Here is a 21,510-nt window from a genome sequence, read left to right as displayed (position 1 = left end):
AGCCGGGCATTAACTTAAACCAAGGAGATTAAGATGCGATTGACCCGCACCTCCACCGAGGCCCGTCAGGCTGAAAAGCCCCGCTTCGGCATGAATCGCCGTCAGTTCCTCAAGTCTGCCGGTTTTGCTACAGGTGGTATCGCCGCTGCTTCCATGCTGGGTACCGGCATGATGCGCCGCGCCGAGGCCAAAGACGTGCCACACGATGCGCCTACCGAAGTGAAGCGCACCATTTGTTCTCACTGCTCCGTTGGCTGCGGTATCTATGCCGAAGTGCAAAACGGCGTTTGGACCGGTCAGGAGCCAGCCTTCGACCACCCATTCAACCAGGGCGGCCACTGTGCCAAGGGTGCCTCTCTGCGTGAACACGGCCACGGTGAAAAGCGTCTCAAGTACCCAATGAAACTTGAAGGCGGTAAGTGGAAGAAACTGAGCTGGGATCAGGCTATCAACGAAATCGGCGATAAAATGCTGAAAATCCGCGAAGAGTCAGGCCCCGATTCCGTGTACTTCATGGGCTCGGCCAAGTTCTCCAACGAACAGTCTTACCTGTACCGCAAACTGGCAGCCATGTGGGGCACCAACAACGTCGACCACTCTGCCCGTATTTGTCACTCTACCACTGTAGCCGGTGTGGCTAACACCTGGGGCTATGGTGCGCAAACCAACTCCTTCAACGACATGCGCAACTCCAAGTGCATGCTGTTTATCGGCTCCAACCCAACCGAAGCGCACCCAGTTGCCATGCAGCACGTGCTCACAGGTAAAGAGCGCGGCGCCAAGATCATTGTGGTTGACCCACGTTTCACCCGTACTGCAGCCAAGTCTGACGAGTACGTGCATATCCGTCCCGGTACCGACATCCCCTTCATCTACGGCCTGCTGTGGCATATCTTCGAAAACGGCTGGCACGATGAAGCCTTCATCAAGTCACGTGTGTACGGCATGGAACGTATTCAGGACGAAGTGAAGCGCTGGACGCCGGAAGAAGTGGAACACGTGGTGGGCGTGCCCAAGGCTCAGATGTACCGCGTGGCCAAGATGATGGCCGAGCACAAGCCTGGCACCATCGTTTGGTGTATGGGTGGTACCCAGCACCACGTAGGTAACGCCAACACCCGTGCTTACTGCATTCTGCAGCTGGCGCTGGGTAACATGGGCGTGTCCGGTGGTGGTACCAACATCTTCCGTGGTCACGATAACGTACAGGGCGCCACCGACTTCGGTCTGCTGTTCGACAACCTGCCTGGCTACTACGGCCTGACATCAGGCGCCTGGGGCCACTGGAGTAACGTGTGGGATCTGGATCCTGCCTGGGTTGCCGGTCGTTTCGACCAGGGCGAGTACATGGGCAAGAAGCCACAGACCACACCCGGTATTCCTTGCTCTCGCTGGCACGACGGCGTGCTGGAAGACAAGACCAAGATTGCCCAGAAAGACAACATTCGTCTGGCCTTCTTCTGGGGTCAGTCGGTCAACACCGAAACCCGTGGCCGTGAAGTGCGTGAAGCACTGAACAAGATGGACAATGTGGTGGTGGTTGACCCCTTCCCAACCATGGCCGGTGTAATGCACCAGCGCACCGACGGCGTGTACCTGCTGCCTGCCGCGACCCAGTTCGAAACCTATGGTTCTGTGACCGCCTCTAACCGCTCGCTGCAGTGGCGTGATCGGGTTATCGAGCCACTGTTCGAATCCCTGCCTGACCACGTGATCATGTACAAGCTGGCCAAGAAGTGGGGCGTTGAAAAAGAATTCTGTAAGCACATTCAGGTCAACGGCGATGAGCCGCTGGTGGAAGATGTGACCCGCGAATTCAACCGCGGCATGTGGACCATTGGTTACACAGGTCAGAGCCCTGAGCGTATCAAGATGCACCAGCAAAACTGGGGCACCTTCGATGTGAACAGCCTCGAAGCACCCGGCGGCCCAGCCAAGGGTGAAACCTACGGTCTGCCATGGCCATGTTGGGGCACTGCCGAGATGAAACACCCCGGCACCCAAATCCTCTACCGTACCGACCGCGAAGTGCGCTTCGGTGGTGGTAACTTCCGTGCCCGCTTCGGTGTGGAGCACGACGGCAACAACATCCTGGCCGAAGGCACCTACTCCAAGGGCGCTGAAATTCAGGACGGTTACCCCGAGTTTACCGCCGACATGCTCAAGCAGCTGGGCTGGTGGGACGACCTGACCGAAGAAGAGAAGAAATTCGCCGAAGGCAAGAACTGGAAGACCGACGTGTCCGGCGGTATCCAGCGCGTAGCCATCAAGCACGGTTGTATTCCTTACGGTAACGCCAAGGCCCGTTGTATCGTGTGGAACTTCCCGGACGATATCCCACTGCACCGCGAGCCGCTGTACACCCCGCGTCGCGACCTCGTGGCCAAGTACCCCACTTACGATGACCGTATGGTTCACCGTCTGCCAACCCTGTACAAGTCAATCCAGGAGAAGGACTTCGCGAAGGACTTCCCACTGGCACTGACCTCAGGCCGTCTGGTGGAATACGAAGGTGGTGGTGAAGAAACCCGCTCCAACCCATGGCTGGCAGAGCTGCAGCAGGAAATGTTTATCGAAATCAACCCTGCCGATGCTGCTGACCGCGGTATCCGCGATGGCGATGACGTGAAGGTACATGGCCCTGAAGGCGCCGTGATCACCGTTAAAGCCATGGTGACCCCAAGGGTGATTGCCGGTGAATGCTTCATGCCATATCACTTTGCGGGCATCTTTGAAGGTGAGAGCCTGGTTAAGAATTATCCTGAAGGCACAGTGCCTTACGTACAGGGTGAATCTGCCAACACTGTGCTGACCTATGGTTATGACCCTGTGACTCAGATGCAGGAAACCAAGTCCAGCCTGTGTCAAATCACCAAAGCCTGACCGTAACTTGATGAGGAGAAAGCCATTATGGCAGTCATGAAATTTTTGTGTGACACCAAGCGCTGCATCGAGTGTAACGGTTGTGTCACCGCCTGTAAGAACGAAAACGACTCCGCCCTCGAGTGGGGTATCCAGCGTCGCCGCGTAGTCACCATCCGTGATGGTGAACCCGGCGAGGCCTCAATCTCGGTTGCCTGTATGCACTGTACCGACGCCCCCTGTATGGCGGTGTGCCCGGCGAACTGCTTCTACAAGACCGAAGACGGCATAGTACTGCACAACAAAGATACCTGTATCGGTTGTGGCTACTGCTTCTACGCCTGTCCTTTCGGTGCGCCGCAGTTCCCGAAAAAGACCGCCTTTGGCAGTCGCGGCAAGATGGACAAGTGCACCTTCTGCGCCGGTGGTCCGGAGGAGAACTTCTCCGAGGCCGAGCGTAAGAAGTACGGTGCCAACCGTATCGCCGAGGGCAAGCTGCCCATGTGCGCCGAGCTGTGTGCCACCAAGGCCCTGCTCGCCGGTGATGCTGAAGTGGTATCCAACATCTACCGTGAGCGCATGGCCGCCCGTGGCAATCCCAACATGATCTGGGGTTACAACCCTCAGACTGGTGAGATTAACTGAGGCCAAGCTGTGGCGGCGAAATCGGCTTATGCCTGAGTTCGTCGCCGCTAAAGGAGTGAAAATGTTATCCAAAGCGTTCAACAAGTCGTTGCAGCAGATCTGGTCTGTGGCCTTGTTGGCGATTGCGCTGGCGCTGGGTTCCGTTTCTGGAGCCTTTGCCGCCGATGAGCAATCCAGCCAGCAGCAAGCCGCCAAGACCAGCGATGCCGATCTGTGGCGCGCGGTGAAGGCCGGTGAATCCGGTTACACCACGGCCCAGGGCGTCGAAGCCGGCGTGCTGATTAACGTGGCCGGTAATCAGGGCAAAGAAGTCCGCAACCAGTACCTGACCCCTGTCATGGGCTTTGCCGTGGTGGGTGTGTTCGGTGCCTTCCTGCTGTTCTATCTGGTCAACGGTCCCTCGAAGCTGCACCACGGCTTCTCGGGCAAGCTGGTGGCCCGCTGGAGCAAGGCGGATCTGTGGATCCACTGGGTGATGGCCATTGCCTGTATGCTGCTTATCTTCACCGGTTTGACCATCATGCTCGGTCGCCATGTGCTTGAGCCATACGTAGGGGCGGGCCTGTGGGCATCGCTGATTTACGGCAGCAAGACAGTGCACGACTTTGCCGGGCCTGTGTTCATTCTGGCCTGGGCCCTGTGCGTGGTGAAGTGGATGCCGCTGCAAACCTTCAAGCTGTACGACCTTAAGTGGTTCCTGCTGGTGGGTGGCTACATCAACTTCGGTCCCTTCAAGGGCAAGCACCCCGACAGTGGCTTTGCCAATGCCGGTGAGAAGATGTGGTTCTGGACCCTGACCATTTTCGGTCTGTTTATCAGCGTGACCGGGGTGATGCTGGTGTTGCCAGGCTTGGATCTGCCACGGGAAGCCTCAATGGCCGCCCTGCTGATCCACGCCATCAGTGCCATCATCATTATTGCCTTCACTATCGTCCATATCTGGATGGCGACCGTGCTCAGTGAAGGTGGTATGGAGTGTATGAAGTCCGGTTACTGTGATGAAAACTGGGCTATCCAGCACCACAACCTCTGGTACGATGAAATCAAAGCCAATGGCAGCCTGAAATATAAGGACTGACGTTTAGTCCATTGCTGAAAAGGCCCAGTTTTGACTGGGCCTTTTGCACAATCGGCACCACAACCTCTGGTACGACGAAATCAAGGCCAATGGCAGCCTGAAATATAAAGACTGATAGCGTCCTTAAAATGAAAAAGCCCAGTGTTGACTGGGCTTTTTTATGCCTTTTTCTCAGCGGCTGTATTCGCTCATCTCACCTCGCAGGGTCGCCGTTCTGCAACGGTTGCCGGCGTTATTTGCCCTGTGTCCTCTTACGGCTCAATTGCACAAAAATGTCACAAATTTAACTGTTTATCTTTGTTGTATCAAAGGGTTACAGCTTCGCATTTCGTGCGGTTTTTTGCACTTGTTAACAAATCCAACCCGTGAGCCGCAGCAGGCGGCGCGAACACTGCGCCAGATCAATTCCTGGGCGCACGCGCGCGGCTACAGTGGCGGCGAAATTCAGCTAACCCATTAATAAAAATGGGTTTAATAACAATAGTCGTGCTTTTTGTTAACAAAGGTCGGTTAGCCGGGCTAACCAACTCAGGAGCAAGTATGAAAGCAACCCCTTCCAGCGCAGAGCGCAGGGCGTTTCTCAAGGCCATGGCCGTGGGCAGCGTTGCCGGTGTGGCGGTGGCAGCCACGGGCACAGCAGTCGCCAAGCCCGTTGAGCATGCTGAAACAGCCGATCAGGGCTATCGCGAGACTGATCATATCCGCCGTTATTACGCCAGCTTACGCGGCGAGTAAAAGGAGACAGTGATGAAACTGACCCGCAAATCTGACGTCGCCGCCAAGGCCGAGGCCAAGCCACTGGGCATGAGCCGCCGTCAATTTATGAAAACGGCCGGTATTGCTACCGGTGGTATCGCCGCCGCCTCTATGCTGGGTACCGGCATGATCCGCCGCGCCGAAGCCAAAACCGTTTCTGTACCCCACAATGCACCTATCGAAATCAAGCGTACCGTGTGTAGCGCCTGTGCCGTGGGCTGTGGTCTGTATGCCGAAGTACAAAATGGTGTCTGGACTGGCCATGAACCCGCCTTCGACCACCCTTTCAACGCCGGTGGCCACTGTGCCAAGGGTGCCGCGCTGCGTTACCACACCCATTCCGACAAGCGGGTGAAATACCCAATGAAGCTTGAAGGCGGTAAGTGGAAGAAGCTGAGCTGGGAACAAGCTGTCAGCGAAATCGGCGACAAGATGCTGAAAATCCGCGAAGAATCCGGTTCAGACTCAGTGTACTTCATGGGCAGCGCCAAGTTCTCCAACGAAGCGGCCTACATGTACCGCAAGCTGGCCGCCATGTGGGGTACCAACAACGTCGACCACTCGGCCCGTATTTGTCACTCTACCACCGTAGCCGGTGTGGCCAACACCTGGGGCTATGGTGCGCAAACCAACTCATTCAACGATATTCGCAACGCCAAAAATATCTTCCTGATTGGTGCCAACCCTGCCGAGGCGCACCCGGTGGCGATGCAACATATCCTTACCGCCAAAGAGCGCGGTGCCACCATTACCGTGGCTGACCCACGTTTCTCACGCACTGCGGCCCACGCCCATGTGCACCTGCCACTGCGCCCCGGTACCGACATTCCGCTGGTATACGGTCTGATGTGGCACATCTTCGAAAACGGCTGGGAAGATAAAGAGTTTATCCGCCAGCGCGTGTTCGGCATCGAGAAAATCCGTGAAGAAGTGAAGCGCTGGACTCCGGATGAAGTGGAAAACGTCACCGGCGTTTCCAAAGAAGCCGTGTACAAGGCCGCCAAGCATATGGCCGAGCACAAGCCCGGCACCGTAATTTGGTGTATGGGTGGTACCCAGCACACAGTGGGTAACGCCAACACCCGTATTTACTCCATTCTGCAGCTGATCCTCGGCAACATGGGGATCCAGGGCGGCGGTACCAACATTTTCCGTGGCCACGACAACGTGCAGGGCGCCACCGACATGGGCCTGCTGTTCGACAACCTGCCCGGTTACTACGGCGTGACCACAGGTGCCTGGCAGCACTGGTCCCGCGTATGGGATCTGCCGTTCGATCAGGTGAAAGCCCGTTTCGATGCCAAGCAGTACCTCGGCCGTGACCCTATGACCACCCCGGGTATTCCTTGCTCGCGCTGGCACGACGGTGTGCTGGAAGACAAGGCCAAGCTGGCTCAGAAAGACAACCTGCGTCTGGCCTTCTTCTGGGGTCAGTCGGTGAACACCGAAACCCGTCAGATGGAAGTGCGTGACGCGCTCGACAAGCTGGAAACCGTGGTCGTGGTTGACCCTTACCCAACCATTGCCGGTGTACTGCATCGCCGCACCGATGGCGTGTACCTGCTGCCTGCTGCCACCGTGTTCGAAGGTGAAGGCTCGGTCAACAACTCAGGTCGCAGCGCCCAGTGGCGTCAGCAAGTGGTTGAGCCTATGTTCGACTCCAAGCGCGACATGGAAATCATGTACCTGCTGGCCAAACACGTTGGCATTGCCGATGTCTGGACCAAAAATATCGAAGTGAAGAACAACCGCCCAGTGCCTGAAAGCGTTATGCGCGAGTATGCCCGCGGCATGCGTTCTATCGGTTACACAGGTTGGTCGCCAGAGCGTATCAAGGCCCACACCATGAACTGGGGCGACTTCTCCAACGAAACCCTCGAAGCCGCCGGTGGCGTCAACAAGGGCGAAACCTATGGTCTGCCATGGCCATGTTGGGGTCTGCCGGAGCAGAAGCACCCAGGCACCCAAATCCTCTACCGCACCGGCATGAACGTGAATCAGGGTGGTGGTAACTTCCGTGCCCGCTTCGGGGTGGAATATCAGGGCGAAAGCCTGCTGGCCGATGGCTCTTTCTCCAAGGATGCCGACATTCAGGACGGCTACCCAGAGTTTTCCGCCGACATGCTCAAGCAGCTTGGCTGGTGGGATGAACTGACCGAAGACGAGAAGAAACTCGCCGAAGGCCGTACCTGGTCGACCGACCTTGGCGGCGGCATTGTGCGTGTGGCCCTGGCCCACAACATGGTGCCTTACGGTAACGCCAAGGCCCGCTGCCGCGTGTGGACCTTCCCGGATGAGATCCCGACTCACCGTGAGCCACTGTACACCGCGCGTCGCGATCTGATTGCCAAGTACCCAACCCACGATGACATGCAGGTGCACCGTCTGCCCACCCTGTTCAAGACCATTCAGGACAAGGTAGTAGCCGACAACCTCGACAAGAAGTATCCGCTGATCATGACCTCAGGTCGTCTGGTGGAATACGAAGGTGGTGGTGAAGAGTCCCGCTCCAACCCATGGCTGGCTGAGCTGCAACAAGAGATGTTTGTTGAAATCAACCCGGCCGATGCCGCCGACCGTGGTATTCGCAACGGCGATACCGTGTGGCTGGAAGGCGCCGAGGGTGGACGTATTCGCATCAAGGCCATGGTGACCCCAAGGGTGAACCCGGGCGTGACCTTTATGCCTTACCACTTTGCCGGTGTGATGCATGGCGAAGACCTGCAATACCCCGAATCCGGTGGCATAAGCACCAAGCCCTACGTGGTGGGTGAGTCTGCCAACACCGCGCTGACCTACGGTTACGACCCTGTAACCCAGATGCAGGAGACCAAGGTGTCCCTGTGTCAGATAGCTAAGGCCTAAGCGCGGTAATCGAGGAGATAAGTCATTATGGCTACAATGAAATTTTTGTGTGACACCAAGCGCTGCATCGAGTGCAACGGCTGCGTCACCGCCTGTAAAAACGAAAACGACTCCGCCCTCGAGTGGGGTATCCAGCGCCGCCGCGTGGTCACCATCAAAGACGGTGAGCCCGGTGAAGCGTCCATCTCGGTGGCGTGCATGCACTGCTCCGACGCCCCCTGCATGGCGGTGTGTCCGGCCAACTGCTTCTACAAGACCGAAGAAGGCATAGTGCTGCACGACAAGGACACCTGTATCGGCTGTGGCTACTGCCTGTATGCCTGTCCGTTTGGCGCGCCTCAGTTCCCGAAAAAGGGTGCCTTTGGCAGTCGCGGCAAAATGGACAAGTGCACCTTCTGTGCCGGTGGCCCAGAGGAGAACTTCTCCGAGGCCGAGCGCGAGAAATATGGCGCCAACCGTATCGCCGAAGGCAAGCTGCCCATGTGTGCCGAGCTCTGCTCCACCAAGGCGCTGCTGGCCGGTGACGCGGAAATCGTTTCCAGCATCTACCGTGAGCGCGTTGCCTATCGTGGCGCCGAAAACGGTGCCTGGAAGTAACACAGCCAAAGGGGGCGGCATAGCTGCCCCCGAGCGAGGTTATCTATGAACAATTGGTTCAAAATCCTGGCCGCGGCTGTGGTGCTCATGATGGGCATAAGCCTTGGTCATGCCGCCGACACCGTACCGGCAGCGGATCCACAAATGTGGGCTCAGCTTAAAGACGGTGCCACCGGCTACACCACTTCCACCAGTGAGTTCCACAACCAGCCGATCAACACCTACGATCTGCGGGTGCTGGAGCTGCGCAGTGTGTTGCTGGCACCGGGGCTGATGGCGGCACTGTTCGGCATGATCCTGGTGTTTGCCCTGTTTATCATGGTCAACGGCATCTCCAAGCTGCACCATGGTTTCTCCGGCAAGATGGTGTATCGCTGGTCCAAGCTTGATGTGAGCATTCACTGGCTGGGTGCCATTCCCTGTCTGCTGCTGATTGTCACCGGGCTTATCCTGCTGGCGGGGCGCTTCTTCTTCCAGCCCTATGTGGGTGAAGGCGTGTGGGCCGGCATGGTGTATGCCGCCAAGCAGGTGCACGACGTCATGGCCATCCCCTTCATGATTGGCTGGGCGCTGATGACCCTGATGTGGGCCAAAAATCAGCTGCCGAAAATGTACGACGTGAAGTGGTTTATGGTGATGGGCGGCTATATCAACTTTGGCCCCTTCAAGAACCAGCACCCCGACGCGGGCTTTGCCAATGCCGGTGAAAAAATGTGGTTCTGGACCTTCGCCCTGTTCGGGCTGGTGATCTCGGCATCCGGTATGTTGCTGCTGTTCCCCAACCTGTTCGAGCCAAGCCGTACCCTGAGCCTGATTGCCCTTATTCTGCACGGCATCAGTGCCATCATCATCTGCGCCTTCTCCGTGGTGCATATCTTCATGGCCACCGTCATGTCTGAGGGCGGTATGGAGTGTATGGTGTCGGGTTACTGTGATGAGAACTGGGCTACTCAGCACCACAATTTGTGGTTTGATGAAATCAAAGCTAACGGTTCGTTGAAGTACAAAGAGTAATAGCTAAGGACGTCGTCCTTCACCTTTGAAACTGAAAAAGCCTCGCGACAGCGGGGCTTTTTGTTGCTTGGCAGCAACGGGGCAGTTGTTTTTGCCACGCATGGGCGTTCAAACACACGCAAGGCTTCGCTTTGCAGAAAGTCGTGGGCGTCCCGCCTACACCCGGGCAAGGGGCTTTGCTCGCCCAAAGCCCCCTCCACTCCAAAGGGCGCCCCACCGAAGTTGTTGCCCTCCGTAAAATGCCTTCAATGCACGCAACCGGCACCGATTCACCATCCATGGCTCAACGGTGCCTGCTCCGTCGTCCCTGACGGAGCTTGCTATTGAAGACATTTTCCTCCGGCAACTTCGGAAGGGGGATTGCCGCTCCAATCTGTACATGGTGAGTTTGAGCGGGTGAGAGTTGACTCAGCCAAGCTGCAGTTGAAGTGTTGTGCCCGTATCAGATAAGAGTCAGGATCACATCCACGTTACCGCGGGTGGCGTTGGAGTAGGGGCATACCTGGTGCGCCTTTTCAATCAAGGCTTTAGCCAGAGCTGGCTCCAGACCCGCGAGCTTGACGCCAAGCTCCACCGTGATGGCAAAGCCCACGCCCTTGGGGTTGGCACCAATGCCAACTTTTGCTGTGACCTCGGGTTCGTTTGGCAGACGCAGCTTGTCCTGACCGGCGACAAATTTGAGTGCGCCGATAAAACAGGCGGAATAACCGGCGGCAAATAGCTGCTCTGGATTGGTGCCCGGACCGTCATTGCCGCCCAGGGCCTTAGGTGTGCTGAGGCTGACACTCAGGCGACCATCGTCGGATGCAGATTTTCCTTCGCGTCCACCGATAGAAGTGGCGCTGGTATTGTACAGTGCGTTCATAAGTATTCCTCTTTAAATGGGTGTCTGGTTGCGTTCGTTTAGCTGCATTTTTCGGAGTTAGTTATTGCGATAACTATATCCTGAAATAAAAAGCCGTTCCGGCGTCTTGGTGATAAAGTTATCGCGATAACTAAATGTGTGCAAGTTAAAATCAATACACAAAGTGAAAGAACGCCCGCAATGTGAGCGGGATCACATTGCGGGCGGCCGACAGGAATTGAGCATAGTGACATTGCCGCAGCTTGGTGAGGCGGCCGGAAATTGCAGGGTTAGCTGCCGAGTTTGTGGCGCAGGTCGTTCAGTAGCTGCTTGAGCGCTTGCAGTTCAGGGATTTCCATACCGCAATGGCTGATGATGCATTGGTTCACCTCAAGGGCCTGTTGCTCCATGGTCTTACCCGCTTCGGTCAGGGAGATCACCAGAGAGCGCTCATCCTCATCACTGCGGCGTCTGTGTACCAGACCCTGGCTCTCCAGGCGCTTGATGACGGGGGTCAGGGCGCCCGATTGTTGTCCGAGACGCTCGGCTATGTCCTTGAGGCCCATTCCATCCTGCTCCCAGAGGATAAGCATAATGAGATACTGGGTGTATGTCAGGCCCAGTGGCTCCAGCAGGGGTTTGTAAAGCGAGGTCATGGCCAGCGAGGTTGAGTAGAGGGCAAAACAGAGCTGGTTGTCCAGAAGCAGGCGTTGATGGCTGGGCATGGCTTTTATCTTCATGACTTGTCTGGCGGCACTATAGCAAATGCAACCGGGACGGGCAAAAGCCACGGCAGGACCCGGCCTGGAATGGAGATTTGGCATCTTGCCTGTGCCTCATTTTACGCGGCCGTCTTACGGGACGAGCTTATGTTTCTCGGTTGTAATCGTGGAATAAACAAACTGTGTATTCGGCATGGCTAAAATATGCGCTGCTTAACAAAAACCGTTGGTGGACTCTGGTAGCTTGGGCAAATCCGTAACAGCTCACGTTTTGCCTATATCAAAGGGGGTAGTCTTAGGGACGCAGTTTCGGAATCTTCTTTTTGATTATCAAAAAGATCCATTTCGAATGATCTTTGACAGGAAGCCCTATGACCAGCAACAGCAGCACCCTAGCCATCTCCAAGGCCGCCGAGGCCCGTGTCGATATCAGTTTGCCTGACTGGCTGCTGAGCACTGCTGAGCGGGTGATGAACTTCTATGTCGACCGCAATCTGCGGCTCGATACCCTGTCCGTCGATACCATGCCCGCGCCTGTGCCCGGCAAAAAGTACATGCTGTACGCCCATGTGCCTTTTTGCCATACCCTTTGTTCTTACTGCACTTTTCATCGCTTTACCTTTAAAGAGGATAAGGCGCGCGCCTATTTCATCTCGCTGCGCAAAGAGATGACCATGGCCAAAGAACTTGGCTACGATTTTGAGTCCATGTATATCGGTGGCGGTACCACTACTGTGCTGGAGGACGAGCTGGCCCGCACCATTGAGCATGCGCGGCTGCTGTTCCCATCCATTAAGGAAGTGTCCTGCGAGTCTGACCCGCGCCACCTGGCAAGCCCCGAGTTTCGTCAGCTCAAGGGCTTGGTGGACCGCATGTCCATCGGGGTGCAGAGCTTTGATGATGGCATCTTAAAGATGACCGATCGCTTCGAGAAGTTTGGCTCGGGGCTGCAAACCTTCGACCGTATTCAGGCGGCCAAGGAACTGTTTCCGATTATCAATGTGGATCTGATTTTTGGCTTCCGTGGCCAGACCGAAGAGATTATTCAGCGCGACCTCGACATGGCGCGCCGCCTCGACCCAAGGCAAATCACCACTTACCCGCTGATGATCACCCACCAGACCCGCAAGAGCGTGAAGGGCACCCTGGCGGCGCCCCAGGCGGATCTGGCCCGTCAGTACAGCCAAATCCTCACCAGCTTGCGCGGCCAGTACAACCAGCTGTCGAGCTGGGCCTTCGGCAAAGCCAATGACGAGGGCTTTGATGAGTACGTGATTGATTATGATGAGTATCTTGGCGTGGGTTCGGGCTCGTTCAGCTTCCTTGGCGATACCCTGTATGTGAACACCTTCTCGCTGCGCAAATATCAGGAACGCATCGAGGCGGGCAAGATGAGCGTCGAGCAGCAAAAGCGCTACGACACCAAGGCCATCATGCAGTACCGCTTCCTGCTGGGCTTATTTTCCGGCCGCCTGTCGCGCAAGTACTTCCGCGACACCTTCGGGGTGAACCTCGATACTGCGCTCTTTAAAGAAATGACCGCCATGAAGCTGATTGGCGCGCTGAAAAACGACCCGGCCAATCCAGAGGAGCTTATTATCACCGACAACGGCAACCTGATGGGGCTGCTGATGATGAAGGAGTTTTACTCCGGCATGGACAACGTGCGCGCCCAGCTGCGTAAACCATTGAAGTCGTGTGATATGTAGTTAAGGTTTGCTTGTATTTGTGGTTGCGGCTGAGTCAGCGCTGGCCTGATTGGGATAGAACAGCAGCGCGCTGCCGTCTTTGAGCGCTTCTTCATAAAACCCGACGAAGCCACGGTATTTGTCTGTGTTCAGCGCTTCAATTTGCAACCTGCCACAGCTGATATTGGTTAGCTCCGTGAAGCCGTATTTTAGGGCTTCGCTGATGGCAGCTTCGGCATCGTCAATTTCTTCGGTTTGGCGCAGGAACAGCATACATTTGTGAGTATTGCCGATGGCTGGGGCATGCCATTGATACTCAGACTCTCCGCTATAGTGACCGGAAAAGCCGTAAATCATCACCGCAGCCATGGGTTTCCCTTTCTACTTGAGATACTCAGTCAGGCTCCTGAGTCGTAAATCACATCCATACCAGCCAGTCGATGCGGCTTTGCCGGGGAGCATCAGCAGCGCTGTTTCAGTGGGATCCACCAACGAACCTGCATCTCACCCATTGGCCTAAATGGCAGCGGAAAGTAGGCGACTATATCGGGGCAATCTTCATCCCTTTCATAGCCGGTGGCATCAAACCACTCGCCATATATCTGCCGGTTAAGTTTCTTTGATTCTTTATAACTGCAATTAAACTCAGCGTAGGTTGCAGCGGGCACGGTAAATTGCTCAAACGCGGCTGCATCTCCAAGGCATTCCACCCCCAGCACGTCGATAAAATCTTCCCTGTTGTCACTGTTTGTTGGGAAATAGGCCGACATCATAGTTGCGCCGGAAACCGGGCCTGCCTTTCCTGCGTTCAATTGCCACAGCGCCTGATAGGCATCTGTCGCCACATAGTCTTTCCAAAATGCCGGGCCCTGCTGAAAGAAGCTCTCCAGGGTAAATTGCTGACTTTTTCCGGCCAGCACAAATGCCGGTTTATTGATGATCCTGTATTCCATGACGTCTTGCTCCTTGGATGAAATGCGTGCTTGAGGGACGCTGCGAAGTGTTACGTCGGGGCGTCGGCTGTCGCTCGGGGTGCACCCGTGGAACTGCCTGAAGGCTCGGGTAAAGGCGTTGGGTGAGTGATAACCCAGCTCGGCTGCAATCTCAATCACGGTTTTGTTGCTGGTCCGCAGCATGGTTCCGGCCAGGGTCATTCGTCGGCGTCTGGCGTACTCGGTTGGGGAGGCGCCCACCAAGGCATAAAAAACGCGCTGAAAATGAAAAGGCGAGGCGCAGGCCGCTGCCGCTATGGTTTGCAATGGAATGTCTTCGCCAAGATTGGCTTCAATGTAATGAATTGCTGCCGTAATGCGTGCTGTCCAGTTCACTTGTCCCTCCCGTCACTGCTATTCACTTTAAAGTGCCGCAACGCTGGCGTCTCACCTTTTCTTGCGCAGTTAACGGCTCTGGGCGAGGCAACAGTTGTCCTGGTGGACAACCCAGGTGAGGAGTGACAACAATGGCGGCAACAGTTTCTGTTGAGGGAGACGCAGCTATGCTGACCGGTGGATGCCTTTGTGGTTACGTTCGTTATGCGCTGGATAGTGAGCCCATTGATGCGGGTTTCTGCCATTGTCGCCAGTGCCAGCGCTCAAGTGGTGCGCCTGTGCTGGCGTGGTTAACGCTGCCCTTCGGCGGGCTGCGTTACACCTCAGGCAAGGTGAGGGCGTTTAAATCCAGCGGCGACTATCAGCGGGAGTTTTGCCCCGAGTGCGGCACCCAAATTGCGTTTCGTGCCCAGCATCAGCCGCAGCGGGTAGACATTACGCTTGGCTCCCTGGATGAGCCCGACAGAGTGCCCCTCGAATACCACATTTGGTGCCAGAGTCAGCGGCCGTGGCTGCACTTGGCCGACGGCTTGCCGTGCTATCTGGATGCCGGACCGGACGAGTAACCCGGTTTATCGGCGCAGTACCATAAACAGCAGTTCTTCATTCGACAGTGCATCCACAGCCACGAAGCCAAGCTGACTGTAGAGCGTGGCGGCGGCGAGGTTGCTGCGATACACCCGTAAAGTTATGGCGCTGGCGGCTGTGACCTCGATGGCTTTGGCAATCAGCTGTTCCATTAACGCCCGGCCAAGGCCGCGGCCACGTTGGTGCGGCGAGATGATAATCCTGCCCAGGTGCACGCTGTTTTCAATCGCAGCAGATACTGTCGCTGCGGTTGTTGCTGCTGCCGTTGAAGCTAGTGCCGCTGGCGTGGGCTGCCGCCAAAACTGGCCAAAGCCGCACATGCTCCGTGCATCCACCAGACAGAAGCTGCTGACGTTAATGCCCGGCAGTTCCAGCAAGGCCTCAAGCGCATCGGCAGTAAAGGGATAGGGCAGATTGGGCCCGGCCCAGCGGCGTGCCTGCTCGGCATCGGCTATCCAGCTGGCTAACTCGAGGTAGTCGCTGGCTGTTGGCGCAGTTAATGTTGCCATCGTTATTTGCCCTTTTATTCGCAGCGGCGAAAAATGCTGATCCGTATCCGTTCTATCGTAACCCATTTACTTTCAAAGCTTTGCTGGCTTGGTGCAGGATACCGCAAAATACTCAGGATCCTGTCGCAGGGTAAATCTGGGGTAGAGGCCAATCAGCTTGTCATAGGCGTTGGGGCTATTTTGCCGAAGCCTAAACAGCGCCCGCAGGTGGTGCTCTTGCAGCTTGGTCGGGGTTTGTTCGAGGAGGCTCATTACGCTTTGCGCATTGTATTCAACGCCGAAAACGGTCATGGGCTCTTTTGAGAAAGCGCCTATGGCGAAGTAGAGCGGATCCAGTTCATTTTCGTGCCACTCCAGATTGGGGTGGTTCGTTGTAATGCTGTCAAAGATACGCGGCACGGCCTTGAGGGCAGCCTGCTCGGCAATGAATTTGGCTTCGGAGTCGGTCCAGGCCACGTCCCTGGCCCAGAAGAGCCAGACATCAGAGTTAAGAAAACCCACCATGTTAAGCAAGGTTGCGGGCATAGGTTGGCCGCCCTGTTTCTTTAACCACTGGGACACTTCGTCGGCTGGCACATTGGCATCATCAGCCAGCCAACTGTTGCTGTGCAGCAATATGGTTGACTTGTCTTCTTCTGAGGTGGCATTCGCCAGCAGCTCCCTGATTGGAAACTGATGGAAATCGGTGGTGTTTTGCATTGCCTCCATCATGGGCTTCAGTAGGGCTACAGTGTCTTTTGGCTCCTTCCTGGCTTCGGCGCTCAATGTCTTGTTGCAATGGTGCATTTCTGGCGAGTTTTTTATTTTTTCGATGAAGGGAGAGCTGCGGTATTGCTGTAATTTCTCCGGTGAGAAGCTTCGATCCTTAAACCAGGCTTGCTGGCGGGCACATTGGGCTATGCGTGCTCTGGTGTCTTCATCCAGAGGATTGTCGATATCGGCAAGCTGTTGCTTCAGTTCGGTTCGAACGCCGGCATCATAGTCAGCTATGTCGGTGGTATTCACGCTGAAACCCTTATCGGTCAGGGTTTTGATGGCCGCTGCCGTCCGGCGAAACTGTTTGCTATGTTGGACTATCAGTGGCTGAGTTTGCGGCAATCTATCCCACAGGTTTCCGAAATCATCCGCATCAACCAGCTCAGGGTTGAAGTTGGGGTTTAAGTACATCAGGGTGGTATCAATTATCTGATTTTCATACACAGATGAGGATTGCAGTAAGCCCGGATAGGTGTCGAGTAAAACCGCGGCGGTGGCCAAATCAGCGGTAGACAAGGCTGCACCATAGTAGGTTTCCACTGGGCTCAAATAGATGTTTTCAAGCAGTTGGGTCGGCACATCCATGGTGCGAAGCTGAGTAACCGCGGCTTCGAGCGAGTCCCTGTGTGGGCTGAAATGACCATAGTTTGGAAACCATGCTGACCAAAAATCACTGAGTCCTCGCCACATTGCCAGGGTGCTTTGGTTAACATCGCTGTTCTCAGGACTTTGGAAGACATTCTTTGCGGTTTGTACCAATGCCTGGCCAGCCTGGCTTTGCGACAGGAAAGGCTCTGCTGCCACAATTGCCTCCTGCAATTTGACGGTACGATAGAAGTCCTGACCCCGGTCAAAATCCTCCTCGGCCAGCACATTGGCCAGCTCTTGCAGTGGCGTTCCTTGCTGATGTAGCTGCCACAGCTTATGTGCTTGCTGTTGTTCCTGTGTTTTTTCTGCCTTGGATTTGAGGTTGTTCAGCTGCTGACAATCCGAGGCGCTGATGCTTGCTTCCAGCGGACTGTCGATAAAGGTTTTCAGCTCAACAGACGGGGTGGTTTGCGGCGAATCCCTGCTATCCACTGAGTCCGGCTTGTCGCCTGAAGCGGTTGTTGGTACGGGTATTTTTGATGCGGAGGATGTTGATGACAGTATGTTAATGGCGCCAATAATACCCAGCGCAATCACTATGCTAATGATGATAGCTTTTTTCTTCATGGCAATCCCTGCCGCAGATTAGTTCATATAAAACTCATACTTTCATACTGATATCTCTGATTCAAGGGGAGATATGAAGGTTGCTGCCTGTTTTACTTCGCCGAATACCAATATCAGCTGGCACACTTGGCTGTGGATGGGCGCGCCGCCGCGCCTGCTGCTGTGCCTGCCCGTTACCAGGTGTATTTGATGGGATTGGAGGCGCCGCGTTTTCGGAAACTGTCGGGAATCCGTTTGCCCAAATAACGTGACTGGAATTCTGCTGGTGCTTCGTGGCCGACAAAGCCGTAGCGGCCTTCAATCGTTTCCCGGCCGGGAAAGTGCTCGCCGCTGGCGCTGAGCCAGTGGTCGGCCACATACACGCCTACAATCATCCCCTGCACCGTGGCCAGGATCAGCTCCGCTTGCTGCGCCTTTTTAAGACTCAGTCGCCAGGCGAAACGGGTTGCCTCATACACCGACGAGTTCAGCGCGCTGCGATTGATGCTGATAAGCAGTGCCTTGTGATCAAATTCGGCAGTTTGCGCCGAGTAGCGCTGAATGATTTCCCGCGAATGCATGGCGCCGAAATCACCGTTGCCGTGACCATCCATCACATTGGTAATGCCGGGGTACGCGTCGATCAGCGCCGCCTCCACTTCAAAGGCGGTTTTCTCATCCATCCCATGTCTGTGGATCACATGGGCAACCTCAAAACCCGCCAGTTTTATCTCTCTGATCCTTGAGCCCTTTTCAGATAAGGCATCGTCCTCAATATTGCCGCTGGCATGGGCAAACACCCGGTTACCTTTGCCCTTGCCGATGTAAAAGGTTTCACCGTTCCGTGGGTCGATAAGTCGGTACACGTAGTAATTCAGCTTGTGGATCACTTCGGGTGGGAACGAATCTATGTCTGGCTGTTGCACTGGGTTTCCTGATGTTTGGTCGTGGGGAGTCAGGGCCGCAACCATACTGTCTTGGGGGCTGCGGGTAAGCTTGCTGCATCACAGAATCAGCACTGCGCTATGCGGTTTGGCGGCAAATTGTCCGAAGTGAGGGGGCTTGCGTCAATCAGAGGGTGACGGATGTTGCCGCATTTGCTAAAGATGCGCCATTGACCAAAACGGTGGAGCGAATATGACGGATTTCAGCGACGGTGAGCGGTATTTCGATGCCACCTTTGAGCAGTGCGATATGGCACACGGCAGCTTTCGGGACATCGAATTCGAAGATTGCCTGTTTGCAGATTGCGACTTCTCGGCTGCCTCTTTCCAAAACTGCCGCTTCAATCAATGCCGCTTTGAGCGCTGTAACCTCAGTCTGGCGGTATTTGCCGCCAGCCGCCTGTTTGCGGTGACCTTTGTTGAAAGCAAACTCATTGGTGTTGACTGGACCCGAGCCGACTGGCCTGATTTTCATAAGGATTTTGAGCTGACATTCCAGCAGTGCATCATGAACGACTCGTCATTTTACGGTCTGACAATGCAGCAGCTGGCCATTGAAGAATGTCGGGTGCAGGAGGTGGATTTTCGCCACGGCAATTTCAGCGCCGCCAGTTTCACCCAAAATGATTTCACCGGTAGCCTGTTCGTGCAGACCAATTTAAGCCGTGCCGACTTCAGCGGCTCGGAAGGCGTTAGTATCAATGTGCTCGAGAACACTCTCAGGGGCGCCAAGTTTTCGCGTTTCGAGGCCCTGAGTCTGCTTGAGTCGCTCGGTATCGAGCTGGTGGACTGATCAGGACGCCTGCAACGTCAGGTACTGACCTGCGCCGAGGGTGAACAACCACAGACCCCAGAGGCTGTGCTCCAGCACACAGGCGGCGGTGGATCGCGAGCTGGCATAGGTTTGGGCAAACAGCAGACCACCGACAAAGGCCAGCGCCACCGCAATCCAGTTGGCGTAGATAATGTGGGCGAGGGCGAATACCGCAGCGCTTACCAACACCCGTACCCGCTTGGCAGGCATGATGGTTTTGAAGCGGTGAAACAGGTAAGTGCGGAATATCAGCTCCTGAGGGATCACCGAAAACAGCGGGTAGATGGCTATCAGCAGTAGCCAGCCAAGGGGTTCGCTCAGTGGCAGGCTGAACAGTTTGTCCGGCAGCCAGAGGGCAAAAATCAGCAGCGATGCCATGGCGCCGGCAGCAAAAGTACCTGCCGCCACTCTGGCCTGGGGCCGAATGGCACCATAGTTGGTGAGCCGAAAGCGTTTAAAGCGATTGTCAGCGAGGATCAGCAACAGACAACCCAGCGCCAGCAGGCACAAAATAGGCAGCAGCCAAGCTTTCAGCGGCTCTCGGAACACAAAAGCGGTAATGGGCAGCAGCACAAACACGCACACAAATTCTGCCCAGCGCAGCAAGGGTCTGGTCATGGCAATTCTCACAGGGGTACCTGTAAAAAATTAGCACATGGCCGTCATCGCTGCGGTGTGTTGCAATAAAAAGCCCCGCGGTGCGGGGCTTCTCAGAGGTTATACGTCTTTCTTTCTGAAGATCAGGTTTTTCAGCCAAATAAAGGGCAGGAGGATGATAAACCAGAACTTTTTCAGCAGGATCAGCGCGGCGGCGAGGAAGCCTGTCTTGGCCAGCGCCTTACCGGCTATCAGGCCGCCGATGCCGTAGGCGGCGACTTTATCGAGCTCTGGATTGAAGTCGCTGTACTTGTTGCCGTCGTTGAAGTTGGCCAGCGCCAGTACTTCGTCCCGCGAGGCTTCGATTTCGCCCAGCTGCGACATATTGGCCACAAAGTTCATCACCAACACGCCCTGACGGCCCAGCACCCGCACGTTGTAGTTAAGGGTATTCTCGTCGGCATCGCCAAACTTGATTTCCTTGGCCCAGTACAGCTTGTGATTGGCCGGATCGTAGGATGGCGGCGTGGCCCAGCCGACCAGCTCGATTGGCTCGTAGCCCATCTTTACCCGTTCTTTGGAGATATCGCGGGTATCGCCCTGCATCTCTTTGAGCAGGTCGCCGTAGTCGATATCGGCGGCGTCTTCATCGGACACATAGCCTTCGGCTTCGTAGTCGATGGTCACACCCCAGGCGGCCATGTCCAGCGGGCTGTAATTGGCCGGGAACAACATCCCTAGGTTGAGTTCATCTTCCGGGTTGCCCCAGGCCTCCACCAATACCCGGGCACTGTCTTCGGGGCTCAGGTAGTAGAAGTTTTCAGGCACTTCCAGGGTGGCGATGCCGCCGGGCAGGGTGATGGTGCCTTTTTGCGGGCTGATTTCGCTTAAGAAAGCCTCGGCCCAGGCCTGGTACTGCTGCTCTTCGGTCAGTTCGGTGGTGTCTGTGCCTTCGGCGAAGGCGGCGGGTAAAACGGAAACACACAAAAGGGCGGCCGAAAGGCCGTAGATCTTGGTCTTTTTCATAGGTTCATCCTTGAAGAAAAAGACAATCTCGCGTCCCCACGCGGATTGTCGGATTTCAGGCGTAACGACAGTAACTGTCTGAAAAAGATGCTACTGGAGTTTTTATGTTAACGCATGCAATTTTTGCAACTTTTGATTGGCGTGGACACTGGGGTTATCTGTCAGACGGGTGATGCACGCCATCGGCCACCGCAACCGGCCCCAGCAGGAAGGGATCCACGCCCTCGAGGCAACCGACGTTGTAGCCAAATTCGGCAGGATTGGAGCGGCGCTGGTGGTGGGTGTAAATACCGCAGTGGCCGCAAAAGAAGTGTCTGGCGGTATGGGTGTTGAACTGGTATTGGCGCAGGGCGTCCTGGCCTTTGAGGATTTTGAGTCCCGACAGAGGTACGCTGGCCACCACGGCGCCGCGACGACGACACATGGAGCAGTTGCAGTGACGGGGCGACACTATGCCGTCGGGCAGTGAAAGTTCCAGCACCACAGCGCCGCAGTGGCAGCTGGCGATGTGCTTGTCTTTGATGACGGTATTGCCGACCTGTTTAATCATTTTGCGTCCCCCCTGAACAGCAATAAGTTACGGCGGGAACAGGCTTTGGGCAACCCCGGGGAATTTTTTCAGTATAAACGATGGTTTAGCCTCAGCCATTGGTAGGGGGTCTTATTCCGACACACTGAGCGGA

20 protein-coding genes are annotated in these 21,510 nt (G+C 55.7%); 10 read left to right on the top strand and 10 right to left on the bottom strand.

Annotation, left to right across the window (positions count from 1 at the left end; all coding sequences use genetic code 11):
- The first annotated feature begins 33 nt into the window (after positions 1–33).
- From STH12_RS17875 to STH12_RS17845, 7 genes are all read left to right on the top strand, one after another.
- Positions 34–2,883, top strand: a complete 2,850-nt coding sequence (locus tag STH12_RS17875; RefSeq protein WP_126168811.1) for a formate dehydrogenase subunit alpha — start codon at positions 34–36, stop codon at positions 2,881–2,883.
- Positions 2,884–2,910: 27 nt separating this feature from the next.
- Positions 2,911–3,507, top strand: coding sequence for a formate dehydrogenase FDH3 subunit beta (gene fdh3B, locus STH12_RS17870; RefSeq protein WP_126168810.1), 597 nt, complete (start codon positions 2,911–2,913; stop codon positions 3,505–3,507).
- Positions 3,508–3,568: 61 nt separating this feature from the next.
- Positions 3,569–4,585: a formate dehydrogenase subunit gamma gene (locus tag STH12_RS17865; protein WP_126168809.1), complete on the top strand. Its 1,017-nt coding sequence runs from the start codon at positions 3,569–3,571 to the stop codon at positions 4,583–4,585.
- A gap of 540 nt (positions 4,586–5,125) precedes the next feature.
- Complete coding sequence (locus tag STH12_RS17860) at positions 5,126–5,320, top strand: formate dehydrogenase (protein ID WP_126168808.1); 195 nt, start codon at positions 5,126–5,128, stop codon at positions 5,318–5,320.
- Between the two features lie 12 nt (positions 5,321–5,332).
- The gene (locus STH12_RS17855) at positions 5,333–8,206 is read left to right on the top strand and encodes a formate dehydrogenase subunit alpha (protein ID WP_126168807.1); all 2,874 of its coding nucleotides are present in this window, start codon (positions 5,333–5,335) and stop codon (positions 8,204–8,206) included.
- 27 nt (positions 8,207–8,233) lie between these two features.
- The gene (gene fdh3B, locus STH12_RS17850; RefSeq protein WP_126168806.1) at positions 8,234–8,803 is read left to right on the top strand and encodes a formate dehydrogenase FDH3 subunit beta; all 570 of its coding nucleotides are present in this window, start codon (positions 8,234–8,236) and stop codon (positions 8,801–8,803) included.
- Between the two features lie 87 nt (positions 8,804–8,890).
- Positions 8,891–9,817, top strand: a complete 927-nt coding sequence (locus STH12_RS17845) for a formate dehydrogenase subunit gamma (protein WP_418856629.1) — start codon at positions 8,891–8,893, stop codon at positions 9,815–9,817.
- A gap of 442 nt (positions 9,818–10,259) precedes the next feature.
- Here STH12_RS17845 and STH12_RS17840 read toward each other — a convergent pair whose 3' ends face one another.
- Both STH12_RS17840 and STH12_RS17835 read right to left on the bottom strand, forming a co-directional pair.
- Positions 10,260–10,682 (bottom strand): organic hydroperoxide resistance protein, encoded by a 423-nt coding sequence (locus tag STH12_RS17840; protein WP_126168804.1) that lies wholly within the window; start codon positions 10,680–10,682, stop codon positions 10,260–10,262.
- A gap of 269 nt (positions 10,683–10,951) precedes the next feature.
- On the bottom strand, positions 10,952–11,401 hold the full coding sequence (locus STH12_RS17835) for a MarR family winged helix-turn-helix transcriptional regulator (RefSeq protein ID WP_237158661.1): 450 nt from the start codon (positions 11,399–11,401) through the stop codon (positions 10,952–10,954).
- A gap of 353 nt (positions 11,402–11,754) precedes the next feature.
- On the opposite strand from STH12_RS17835, the gene STH12_RS17830 reads away from it, so the two are divergent.
- Entirely contained in the window at positions 11,755–13,092 is a 1,338-nt protein-coding gene (locus tag STH12_RS17830; RefSeq protein WP_126168803.1) for a coproporphyrinogen III oxidase family protein, read from the top strand.
- Here the strand turns inward: STH12_RS17830 and STH12_RS17825 are convergent, their stop codons facing one another.
- Both STH12_RS17825 and STH12_RS17820 read right to left on the bottom strand, forming a co-directional pair.
- Complete coding sequence (locus tag STH12_RS17825) at positions 13,093–13,440, bottom strand: hypothetical protein (protein ID WP_126168802.1); 348 nt, start codon at positions 13,438–13,440, stop codon at positions 13,093–13,095. It lies immediately after the preceding gene.
- Between the two features lie 92 nt (positions 13,441–13,532).
- Complete coding sequence (locus STH12_RS17820) at positions 13,533–14,399, bottom strand: AraC family transcriptional regulator (RefSeq protein ID WP_126168801.1); 867 nt, start codon at positions 14,397–14,399, stop codon at positions 13,533–13,535.
- A gap of 167 nt (positions 14,400–14,566) precedes the next feature.
- Here STH12_RS17820 and STH12_RS17815 point away from each other — a divergent pair, with 167 nt between their 5' ends.
- Positions 14,567–14,965, top strand: coding sequence for a GFA family protein (locus STH12_RS17815; protein WP_126168800.1), 399 nt, complete (start codon positions 14,567–14,569; stop codon positions 14,963–14,965).
- Positions 14,966–14,971: 6 nt separating this feature from the next.
- Here the strand turns inward: STH12_RS17815 and STH12_RS17810 are convergent, their stop codons facing one another.
- The 3 genes from STH12_RS17810 to STH12_RS17800 form a co-directional block, all read right to left on the bottom strand.
- Complete coding sequence (locus STH12_RS17810) at positions 14,972–15,496, bottom strand: GNAT family N-acetyltransferase (protein ID WP_126168799.1); 525 nt, start codon at positions 15,494–15,496, stop codon at positions 14,972–14,974.
- A gap of 72 nt (positions 15,497–15,568) precedes the next feature.
- Positions 15,569–17,467 (bottom strand): hypothetical protein, encoded by a 1,899-nt coding sequence (locus STH12_RS17805; protein ID WP_126168798.1) that lies wholly within the window; start codon positions 17,465–17,467, stop codon positions 15,569–15,571.
- A gap of 173 nt (positions 17,468–17,640) precedes the next feature.
- Positions 17,641–18,372 (bottom strand): LEM-3-like GIY-YIG domain-containing protein, encoded by a 732-nt coding sequence (locus tag STH12_RS17800; protein ID WP_218567759.1) that lies wholly within the window; start codon positions 18,370–18,372, stop codon positions 17,641–17,643.
- A gap of 211 nt (positions 18,373–18,583) precedes the next feature.
- Between STH12_RS17800 and STH12_RS17795 the strand changes: the two genes are divergently transcribed.
- Positions 18,584–19,183: a pentapeptide repeat-containing protein gene (locus STH12_RS17795; protein WP_126168796.1), complete on the top strand. Its 600-nt coding sequence runs from the start codon at positions 18,584–18,586 to the stop codon at positions 19,181–19,183.
- Here STH12_RS17795 and STH12_RS17790 read toward each other — a convergent pair whose 3' ends face one another.
- From STH12_RS17790 to STH12_RS17780, 3 genes are all read right to left on the bottom strand, one after another.
- Complete coding sequence (locus tag STH12_RS17790; RefSeq protein WP_126168795.1) at positions 19,184–19,822, bottom strand: CPBP family intramembrane glutamic endopeptidase; 639 nt, start codon at positions 19,820–19,822, stop codon at positions 19,184–19,186. It abuts the gene before it with no gap.
- A 99-nt stretch (positions 19,823–19,921) separates the two neighbouring features.
- Positions 19,922–20,827 carry a DUF2167 domain-containing protein gene (locus STH12_RS17785; protein ID WP_126168794.1) on the bottom strand — a complete coding sequence of 302 codons (906 nt, stop codon included), beginning with the start codon at positions 20,825–20,827 and terminating at the stop codon, positions 19,922–19,924.
- 154 nt (positions 20,828–20,981) lie between these two features.
- Positions 20,982–21,377 carry a GFA family protein gene (locus STH12_RS17780; RefSeq protein ID WP_126168793.1) on the bottom strand — a complete coding sequence of 132 codons (396 nt, stop codon included), beginning with the start codon at positions 21,375–21,377 and terminating at the stop codon, positions 20,982–20,984.
- Positions 21,378–21,510: the final 133 nt, after the last annotated feature.

This window comes from Shewanella khirikhana (assembly GCF_003957745.1).
Taxonomy (GTDB): domain Bacteria; phylum Pseudomonadota; class Gammaproteobacteria; order Enterobacterales; family Shewanellaceae; genus Shewanella; species Shewanella khirikhana.
This window is presented reverse-complemented; position numbering and strand designations above follow the sequence as displayed.